This is a genomic window from Vibrio sp. D173a, from assembly GCF_030248475.1.
In genome coordinates, this window is sequence record NZ_JAHGAH010001329.1 from 1 (window position 1) to 1,022 (window position 1,022).

2 pseudogenes are annotated in these 1,022 nt (G+C 44.6%); both read right to left on the reverse strand.

What is annotated here, in order from left to right:
• Window positions 1–595, reverse strand: a pseudogene (locus tag KIV40_RS33150) (multicopper oxidase domain-containing protein); the annotation flags it as partial.
• Window positions 596–763: 168 nt separating this feature from the next.
• Window positions 764–1,022 (reverse strand): annotated as a pseudogene (locus KIV40_RS33155) (methyl-accepting chemotaxis protein); the annotation flags it as partial.

The window sequence follows — 1,022 nt, forward strand, 5'->3', positions numbered from 1 at the left end:
CATTCACACTACTCCACTCTCCAGGGGTGCCCATACGAGCACTCATCCGTGGAATCATCAGGTCCTTCCACTGCCCTTGCTTATCAAGATGCCAATGTTTAAGCATCAGTGGTAACTCTTCATCAAAAGCAACGGGCTGAGACTCTTCAACAATGATCAGCCCTACTAACCCCATTCCCAGCTGTTTAACGCTATTCATATGTGGGTGATACCAGAAGGTGCCCGCATCTGGCGGAATAAACTCATAAACAAAGGTCTCTCCAGGCATGATTGGAGGCTGACTTAAGAAAGGCACGCCATCCATTTCAATCGGGATTCTTAAGCCATGCCAGTGGATTGTGGTTGGCTCTGCGAGCTTATTGGTAAAACGGATGACAACCTTCTCACCTTGACGGCAGCGAATGGTAGGTGCTGGTATTTTAAGTACTTTAGTCGTGTACCCTGGAACGAGCTCAGCTGTTGCTGGCTCCGCCGTCAGGTCGTATACGTATCGTCCTTTTTCATCGACAGATTAGGTAACACTACAAGCGGGCAAGATTGATAGCGCTGATATAGCAATAGAAGACTTAATAAACTGACGACGAGAAATATCCATACTGTTCTACTCTTAAATTAACTTGCGCAAAATGTAACAGATTATTAATAACAATTCTCATTACGACGCTAATTTTGAGTCTTAGGTAGCCTTGTCTGTTTGTTTCTTCACTGAATGGTACAAATAAAAAAGGAGACGTCTCCTTATAAGTAATATTTTCAGTCCAAGTTATTGCAGCTTAAAGCGATCAACAATCGCCAGCAGCTGCTTATTGCTATTGGTCAGTTGAACCGTGCCTGCAGTGGCTTGAGCACCGTTGTCAGTCAGTTCATTCACCATCCCCTGAATCGTTGTCATGTTACGACTAACCTCATCAGTTACAGCACTTTGTTGGCTCGCTGCCGTAGCGATCTCAAGGCCGAGATCATTAATACGCACGATCGAGTTAACCATCACGTCTAAACTCTGATTAACATTCTCTGTAGTG